The organism is Vibrio sp. 10N.286.48.C11, assembly GCF_041469805.1.
GTDB lineage: Bacteria > Pseudomonadota > Gammaproteobacteria > Enterobacterales > Vibrionaceae > Vibrio > Vibrio crassostreae_C.
The window spans coordinates 42219-50565 of the sequence record NZ_JBFRLK010000002.1 but is presented as its reverse complement, the minus strand read 5'-3'; the positions used below and the strand labels follow the sequence as shown (position 1 = coordinate 50565).

The 8347-nt window shown below is 44.0% G+C and carries 7 protein-coding genes and 1 pseudogene; 5 read left to right on the top strand and 3 right to left on the bottom strand.

Annotated elements, in window-relative coordinates; all coding sequences use genetic code 11:
* Both AB4209_RS00860 and AB4209_RS00855 read left to right on the top strand, forming a co-directional pair.
* The coding region (locus AB4209_RS00860; RefSeq protein ID WP_372054479.1) for a PTS ascorbate transporter subunit IIC at positions 1–894 on the top strand (894 nt) is incomplete at its 5' end.
* Positions 891–1340 carry a PTS sugar transporter subunit IIA gene (locus AB4209_RS00855; protein ID WP_017064874.1) on the top strand — a complete coding sequence of 150 codons (450 nt, stop codon included), beginning with the start codon at positions 891–893 and terminating at the stop codon, positions 1338–1340. The genes AB4209_RS00860 and AB4209_RS00855, both read left to right, overlap by 4 nt.
* Before the next feature lie 134 nt (positions 1341–1474).
* Here AB4209_RS00855 and AB4209_RS00850 read toward each other — a convergent pair whose 3' ends face one another.
* The gene (locus tag AB4209_RS00850; RefSeq protein WP_372054477.1) at positions 1475–2740 is read right to left on the bottom strand and encodes an HD-GYP domain-containing protein; all 1266 of its coding nucleotides are present in this window, start codon (positions 2738–2740) and stop codon (positions 1475–1477) included.
* A gap of 226 nt (positions 2741–2966) precedes the next feature.
* Here AB4209_RS00850 and AB4209_RS00845 point away from each other — a divergent pair, with 226 nt between their 5' ends.
* Positions 2967–3503 carry a GNAT family N-acetyltransferase gene (locus tag AB4209_RS00845; RefSeq protein ID WP_372054475.1) on the top strand — a complete coding sequence of 179 codons (537 nt, stop codon included), beginning with the start codon at positions 2967–2969 and terminating at the stop codon, positions 3501–3503.
* A gap of 159 nt (positions 3504–3662) precedes the next feature.
* Here AB4209_RS00845 and AB4209_RS00840 read toward each other — a convergent pair whose 3' ends face one another.
* Positions 3663–5012, bottom strand: coding sequence for a sensor histidine kinase (locus tag AB4209_RS00840; protein ID WP_372054473.1), 1350 nt, complete (start codon positions 5010–5012; stop codon positions 3663–3665).
* Positions 5005–5694 (bottom strand): response regulator transcription factor, encoded by a 690-nt coding sequence (locus AB4209_RS00835; protein WP_017060591.1) that lies wholly within the window; start codon positions 5692–5694, stop codon positions 5005–5007. Before AB4209_RS00835 ends, AB4209_RS00840 begins: the two co-directional genes overlap by 8 nt.
* Positions 5695–5876: 182 nt before the next feature.
* On the opposite strand from AB4209_RS00835, the pseudogene AB4209_RS00830 reads away from it, so the two are divergent.
* A pseudogene (locus AB4209_RS00830) lies at positions 5877–7265 on the top strand (putative bifunctional diguanylate cyclase/phosphodiesterase); the annotation flags it as partial.
* Between the two features lie 250 nt (positions 7266–7515).
* Positions 7516–7995, top strand: a complete 480-nt coding sequence (locus AB4209_RS00825; RefSeq protein WP_017060589.1) for a type II secretion system protein — start codon at positions 7516–7518, stop codon at positions 7993–7995.
* Positions 7996–8347: the final 352 nt, after the last annotated feature.

Genomic DNA, 8347 nt, shown 5'->3' with positions numbered 1-8347 from the left:
CTTCGTAATCTTGCCCTGATGTTCATGTCTATGCTGGTAGCGGTAATCCTGTCTACAGCTAACATCGAAGGCACTGCTCTCGTTGCAATCGGCTCGATCATTGTGGGTTCACTGATGGTTATCATGCCTGCACTTGCTCAAAAATACACAGAGAAAGTGATGGGTACTGATCAGTTGGCGATGGGTCACTTCTCAACGTTCTCATACTTAGTATCGGGTTACATTGGTAGCAAGTTTGGTGACACTTCAAAATCAACAGAAGACATCAACGTACCTAAAAGCCTAATGTTCCTGCGTGATACGCCAGTTGCTGTAGCAACAACAATGGCTATCTTCTTTATGTTTGCCTCAATTGTTGCTGGCGGTGACTTTGTTGAAACAGTATCAGGCGGTCAAAACTGGGTAGTATTCACCTTCATGCAATCTCTTGTGTTTGCCGGTGGTGTTTACATCGTACTGCAAGGTGTGAAGATGCTGATTGCTGAAATCGTTCCTGCATTCAAAGGTATCTCTGACAAGCTAGTACCGGGCGCAAAACCTGCTCTAGACTGCCCTATGGTATTCCCTGTAGCACCAAACGCGGTACTTATCGGTTTCCTTTGTTCTTTCGCTGCTGGCCTACTAGCAATGGCAGTTCAAGGCGCGCTTGGCTGGACAATCATTGTAGCTGGCGTCGTTCCACACTTCTTCGTAGGTGGTGCAGCAGGCGTTTACGGTAATGCGACAGGCGGTCTACGCGGTGCAATTCTCGGTTCATTCACGCAAGGTCTGTGTATCTCTTTCCTACCAATGCTACTGCTTCCAGTACTGGGTGGCCTTGGTCTTGAAGCGACAACGTTTGCTGACTTCGACTTCGGCGTTGTTGGTCTTATCCTAGGGTGGATTGTTTCATGAGCTTATTCGATTTAATTGGTAACCAAGGCGTTATCATCAACTCTGAAGAGAACCTAACGGTTGATGCTGCGATAGATGTGACCTGTTCAACACTGCTAGCGAGCAACAAAATCGAAGCAAACTATGTTGAAGCTATCAAGCAAAAACACAAGGATATTGGCGCGTACTATGTTCTAGCACCAAAGATTGCGATGCCTCATGCTCGCCCTGAAGATGGTGTGAACGAAGCATCACTGCAAGTAACGGTATTCAAAAAGGGTGTTGATTTAGAGTCAGAAGACAACGGTGACGTTTACCTTTCGATTACTCTGGCGGCGATGGACTCAGATAGCCACATCCATACGATTATGGCGCTATCAGAGTTGTTCCAAAATGATAATGACATTGATGCCATCATCGCAGCGGAAACTGAGCAAGCGATCATCGAGATCTTAAAGCGATACTAATCTCGATCTAAAAATCCTGATAAGCCCCCATTAAAAAAAGCGATAGCCTCGGCTATCGCTTTTCTGTTTCTGGTGTTTAGTCATTTCGACCGAGTATGAGTTTAGGCGTCACACCTCGAAAGCATTCAGTGGCGTTAAAACGCGTACATTCGTTTGTCTGTCGATAATTCAAAGCAATATTGCGCGTGTTTATTAAGGCACTCAAACACTTCTCGATCCAACTTAAAGTTATCAACGTGGTCCCTCAAAATAGCGAGAGTCTCTTCTAACGTCATGCCTCCACGATAAGGTCGAGACTGAGTTAGCGCTTGAAACACATCCACCACAGCAACAATTCGACTGGGTTGATCCAACTCTTCCGCCGTTTTTCCCATTGGGTAACCCGAACCATCTAACCTTTCATGATGATTAGATGCCCACTGACAAACCTGAGGTGAACTGAACAACTCCTGCAATGCGAATCGAGTGTCCGTTGCATGGCGTTTAATACAGCAATACTCTTCTTCAGTGAGTAAATCCGGCTTATGCAGAATGTCATTAGGGGTTTGCAGTTTACCGATATCATGGACTAACCCAGCCAGATAGAGTTTGCGCTGAGTGGTGTAGGAATAACCCAGCTGTTTGGCGAGGTATTCTGAAAGCTGCCCAACCTTTAAAGAGTGCTTAAAGGTAAACGAACTTTTGGTATCAACAACATTGGCGATAAACTCGGCAAAGGCCACCGTCTCATCCAGCGACATTTGCTGGGAGAAAAATGGCACAGGTTCAAAGTTATACCTCATGTTCTCGATGTATGGAATCTCCATAGAAAACCAGAAGTCATCCAAATCAACCAACTCGCACATGTGTTGCACAAGGTTGGTTTCGAACATCTCATCCGCTTGTTCAGTCAAACGTTCAATGATGCTCGCTTTGCCATCTGGTGTTAGGTTTCCATAACGATCAGAAGAGGTTATGCCGTATAGATAATCGACTCTATCGGCAAGCATCACGATGGCAGCTAGTTCTCTTTCTAACTCGCTGATATGAATAGCCCTTAGCTCAGACCACGGAGTATGGTGATAAAGAACCGGCTTAGCAAATATAGAAAGAACTGGGCACTCTTTTAAGATTTGGTAGCCCTTTTGACAATGGTGATAGCTTGAGTCAGGTACAAACCCAGACGTTAAACTGAGCTGTTCATCAATTTGCGAGACACCACAGTCGTGAATCAAGCCTAACGAAAACGCGAGCTGCGCTTGCTCTTCTTCCCACCCCACACTCAGAGCACATCGATACGCGATATAGCCCACTCTCTGTCCATGATTTTTACTTTCGAAACCGACGTTATCAAGCGCCTTAGCAATACCGAATAGAGCCTTCCTTAAGTCCACGGTCACGTCCTGGCAATGTTGATTCATTATTTAAGCCTAGCATTTTTATATTTTTTATATATTTAGGCCGCTAATACTAATGCATAGCTAATGATTATATACACAACTATTGTAAGGTTTAATGAGTTTCGTGATAGAACCAACGTATCACGAAAAATCCGTGCTACAAATAGTTGCATATTAAAAATCATGCGACATTATAGCCTGCCGACTAAGATTCGCTTAAATAAGCAGCCATAAGAAAAGGAAAGACATGTTTAAAACGGTTATCGACAACGAACTCTCCATCGCATTGGTTGAAGAGAGCTTCGCTTCTCACTACGCGGAAATCTCACAAAGCCAGAATGAGTACCTAAGTCAATGGCTCGTGTGGCCGCCACATTGTAAAACCGAGCAAGACTTTAGGATCTTCATCCAACGCTCGCTACACGATTATGCCGAAGGTAAAAGCGTGACTTGTGCAATCGTGTATCAAGACAAGGTCGTCGGTAACTGCAGTTTCAATACCATTGATCATGATAAGCAAAAGGTGACCATAGGTTATTGGTTATCTGAGACATACCAAGGAAAGGGGATTGTGACGCGCGTTGTCCAGAAGCTGATTGATGTTGCTTTCAATGAGTTAGATATGGAAAAGGTAGAGATATCAGCCGCAACCGGTAACCAAAGCAGCCGCAAGGTTTGTGAGCGCTTACATTTCACGTTAGAAGGTATTATAACTCGTAACGAGAACTTGAATGGCCGCATCGTAGACCACGCTATTTATGGACTTCATCGCTCTAAGCTCTAAGCTCTAGGCTCTAGGCTCTAGGCTCTAGGCTCTAGGCTCTAGGCTCTAGGCAGTAGTAACTAAGAAGTCACTCGCTTGTAAATCGGAATATAACAAAGCCACGGTATTAGTCGGTGGCTTTGTTATTTGACGAGCCTGAAGAGCTCTTGAAGCTGCAGCTTATGCGATCTTAGGAATCACGATACTGAACTTGGCGCCACCATAGTTGCTGTCGTCGATTTTGATATCCCAAGAAAGTTTTTTAGCCGCCGATAGAGCAATCGCGAGGCCCAACCCCAATCCACCGTTGGTCGACGTTCTGCTTGAGTCTAGTCGAGAGAACGGAAGGAATACCTCATCACGCCTATTCTCTGGTATTCCAGAACCATTGTCTTCAATCACCACCAGCCAGTTTTCTGAGTTCTCATCCAGCGTCATCCACACTTTGTCTTGTGTGTAATTACCCGCATTCTTGAGAACGTTATCGAACACCAAGCGTGCCATTGAGCAATCACGCTTAATCTTGCACTCTAGCTGTACCTTAGATTCAAAGGTGGCATTGTCTAGTTTCGAGTAACGAATTCGGTCTAGGCAATACTCACGAAGATCGGAGGTCACTTTAACGAGCTCAAAGAAAGAGTTATCCATGACATTCAACTTCGACAGCATGATGATTTCTGACGTGAGCTCGTTGATATCCTCAATGTAGGTATCAATGTCATCGAAAAGAACCTGATGATTATCGGGGGCTCCCCTTCTTAGGATATCGGTCGCCAGTTGAATACGACTTAGCGGAGTTCGTACTTCGTGTGGGATAGCTTGAGCGAAAATATGACTTTGTTTTACTTTGCTTTCGATCTCTTCAGCCATGAAGTTAAAACTGCTGGCCAAATCAGAAACAGGATGGATGTCGTCCATGTCAGATCGAGTACTAAGCTTGCCCTTACCAAACTGTTTCTGCTTCTCGACGAGCAACTCTATTCTTTCTTGAAAACGCCTCACAGGTAAGTAAACACTTGCTCCAATCGCCACAATCACAGCCAACAACAGCCCTAACAAAAAGTGTCGTTCTGAGTCTTCGTACCATTCAATGTCAGGAGAGAAAAAGTCCCCTACCTCACTGAACCCAAAACTGAATTTAGAGTTTGGTAGCTGAAACACGGTCGAATAGAGGTTGTCATCACTTAGATATATCGGCACACCGTTTAAGGTTGTGTATAACTCACATTGTTGGCAAGGCGCCTCGCCCGACCAATTCTCCAACAGGTGTAAATTGAAGATATAAAATTGTTGGTAGCCTGTTCTATCGAGCTCTTTATAGAGTGAGTTTTCTTGATTGTGTTGACGAACATACTGCTCCGCAAAGTAGATGCCATCATTGAGGAAGGTTTCGATCTCGGTGCGTCGCATGTGCCCCTCACCAAGGTTCAAGAACAAAAATATCGTTGCCGACATCCCAGTCACAATCCCAAGGTATAAGCGAGCAAACATCGAAACCGAGCGAAGCTTCGTAGCAATGAACTTACGCAACCAGCATGTACCCCTTGTTGCGAACCGTACGAATCAACTGTTTGTCTTTTGCGTGAATGCGCAGCTTTCGGCGTAACCCAGACACGCGCATATCAATCGAGCGGTCGTTGAACGCGTAATCTATCCCTCTAAATAACTGACAGCACTGGTCTCGAGTCACGACCTGACAGATGTTATTAACGAGAAGGTTTAAGATTTCAAATTCAGCAGAAGTAAGCTTGAGGTTTTGGCCGTAGAGCGTGGCACTTTGAGCAGAGCTGTTGATTACAATATCGCACTGTTTTTCAGCCGTAGTTTCTTGCGCAGTTTTTACGGGAGTCGCTCGACGCAATAACGCTTCAATTCGCGCTAACAAGGCATGGCCACGAATCGGTTTGGCAACGTAATCGTCCGCACCAAATTTAAACAAGCTGACCTCGCTCATTTCATCGGCGGAAGCCGTTAGCACTAAAATCATTCCATTGTAAAACTCACGGGCTTGACGGCAAATTTGCGCGCCGCTCATCCCTGGAAGCATCAAGTCCAACAGCACTAAATCAGGTTCAATACTACGGATCGCTTCAAGTGCCAAGTTCCCTTCATGAACAACGCTAACATTGTAACCTTCAGCTTCGAGGTAAAGCGTCGTTAGACGAGCTATCTCTTGGTCATCTTCAACAATGAGCACTTTGGTTTTCGACATTCCTATCACCAGTATTTATTAAAAGCGAAGGCAGTATATATACTGGTCATAGATCATCAATATTGGAATCAGAGCCCTACATTTACCGTACGCAAAACATAGTAATCACTTTTGTACATACACGTTTACAGAATAGAGAACCAACAACCGGTGCGCCTTGGTTTATCAAGGTTTCCTCCTTCAGAGCACACCATTTTGATGTGCAAGGAAAGTGGCTCTTTGATAAAAGCGAACTGCTGCTAAACCTAACCTGTACAACAAAGCAAAAAGAGAAGCTGATAAAAGCCAGATACAACGCAGAACACGACTGTTTAACGGAGCTTTATAATCGCCGTGGGATCAGCAACCTTCTAGAAACCAGCATTGCCTATCGCTCACCGTTTGAATTGATGTTTGTCGACCTTGATGGCTTCAAATTAGTTAATGACACTTATGGGCACACTGTCGGAGACCAACTACTCAAACGGGTTGGTGAACGCCTTAAACAGTTGGTTGATGAGAAATGCATGATAGGGCGATTTGGTGGCGACGAATTCATTGTGATTGCCCACACCTGCCGAAATCAAAATATCCCACTACTTTGCTCTCGCATCATTGATGCCTTAAACCGAAGTTTCCATATCAGAGGCATCGGCAGTTTATCTGTCGGTTGCAGCATAGGTACCGCGCATTTCCCTGATAACGCGGTTGACCAAGAAACATTGCTAAAGCAAGCGGGTATGGCGATGCATCTTGCAAAAGCGAATGGTCGAAACCGCTTCCAAACGTTTACCCCAGACTTAGCACAAACCCTGCATCGCAAAGTAGAGATCCGCCATCGACTGGCACGCGCCATAGAAAACGACGATCTCAACCTTCACTACCAACCGATCATGAACACCAACAGCGACAAGGTGAAAGGGTTTGAAGCCTTGCTTCGATGGTCAGACAAAGAGCTAGGTAACATAGGCCCTGATGAGTTTATTAGCTTAGCGGAGGAGACGGGGCAGATTGTACCGCTCGGGAAATGGGTTCTGAACTCTGCACTCAAACAGCTATCGATATGGCAACGTGAGTTTGATAGTGAGTTGATGATGAGTATCAATATTTCGAGTATTCAGATGCACGCGACCTTTGCCGAGCAGCTATTAGCAATGTTGAACTTCTACAATATCCAACCTCAAAGCATCGCCCTTGAGATCACCGAATCTTCCATGATCTTCAAGCATGGTGAAGTCAGGCAAGCGTTAAGCGATATTTCTAAATTGGGCGTAGAGCTTCACCTTGATGACTTTGGCACAGGCTACTCGTCACTGTCGATGTTGCATGACTTACCGATTAGCACCGTGAAACTCGATAAAAGCTTCGTCCACGGTTCACACAAAGGGAGCAAAGCGATTGTCCAAGCCACCCATGCTATCTGTGAAAAATTGGGGCTAAAAGTGGTTGCTGAAGGTGTCGAAACCGAAACGCAAAAAGCGTTCTTAATCGATTGTGGATACCAGTATCTTCAGGGATTTTTATTTAGTAAACCAATTCCCTCAAATGAAGTCGAAAGTCAGTTTTTGAATGGTCGACAATCCTACAATTAAAGACTTATTTATCAATAAATTAAGTCGTTTGAATGCTTCCTAAACAATCGGCTGCTGTGGGTGTGTACGCTTACGTATGCTTACATAGCGTTTAACAGTAAGAGGAAATAATTAAGCTATTGTTTATAAAGAAAATTACTTAGAAATTCACACAATAAAACACCAAACCATTATACCCACTAACTGTAATGACTTTGGTATTTAGATTACCCTCATTCCGTCCCTTTAGCAGAGCAAATAATCGGTAACCATGAACAGACAAAACGGCTTCACTCTTTTAGAACTCATCATCTCTGTATTAATTTTAGCGATCGTTTCGGCGACAGCTATGGTCAAGTTCTTAGACGTTCAAGGAAGTGCTCGGGCGAGTAAAATACATGATGTGGCTGGTAACCTTCGCACGGGTATCGATATGATCTACGCGAAGTCAGCGATTGCTGGCGTTGAGGATGAGTGCAACTATGTTGAAAAGACGGAGATTGAGACCTACTACGTTTGTCATGGTTACCCAATCGCCTATGTTGACTCACTAAGAAGACTGCTCAATATCGACGCAACAGAGCTTCATGTCATCAACAAAGAAGTAGACTCTGGCAGCAATGCAGAAAGAGTAGCCGCCATCTCTTTCGACACCGAAAACTACACCTATTCGCCAGAAGGAGACTTTTGTCAGGTGCTTTATCAGCCAGAAAAAGAACCACAGATCGTGGTGCTTGATGGTGCATGTTAAATACTCAACGATTGCACGCTTCCATAGTTAACACAAAGCCACCGCAACAGATCTTTGAATATCATGTGGTTACGCTAACATTTGCTCAAAAATAACACTAATTGATCTAACTTGTTGCTGCTTATACTTTTAGGCAGTGCTCATGGTATAACACCAACCTCATTCATATCTTATTTTCATCACTAGCCGATTAATATTTACATAGACACATATTTGATACATATGTCAATAATAATTCCATTAAAATTCTTTAATCAACACATCATGATAAAAATCATCCTTTCCCTATTTTAAATATCCCACCTTAAAGTTTAATTATTTAAATTTCGTAACAGAATAAATTAAAGTCAAT

Coding starts and splice junctions, on each gene's coding strand:
- AB4209_RS00855 (WP_017064874.1), top strand. CDS start 891: ATGAGCTTATTCGATTTAATTGGTAACCAAGGCGTTATCATCAACTCT.
- AB4209_RS00845 (WP_372054475.1), top strand. CDS start 2,967: ATGTTTAAAACGGTTATCGACAACGAACTCTCCATCGCATTGGTTGAA.
- AB4209_RS00825 (WP_017060589.1), top strand. CDS start 7,516: ATGAACAGACAAAACGGCTTCACTCTTTTAGAACTCATCATCTCTGTA.
- AB4209_RS00850 (WP_372054477.1), bottom strand. CDS start 2,740: ATGAATCAACATTGCCAGGACGTGACCGTGGACTTAAGGAAGGCTCTA.
- AB4209_RS00835 (WP_017060591.1), bottom strand. CDS start 5,694: ATGTCGAAAACCAAAGTGCTCATTGTTGAAGATGACCAAGAGATAGCT.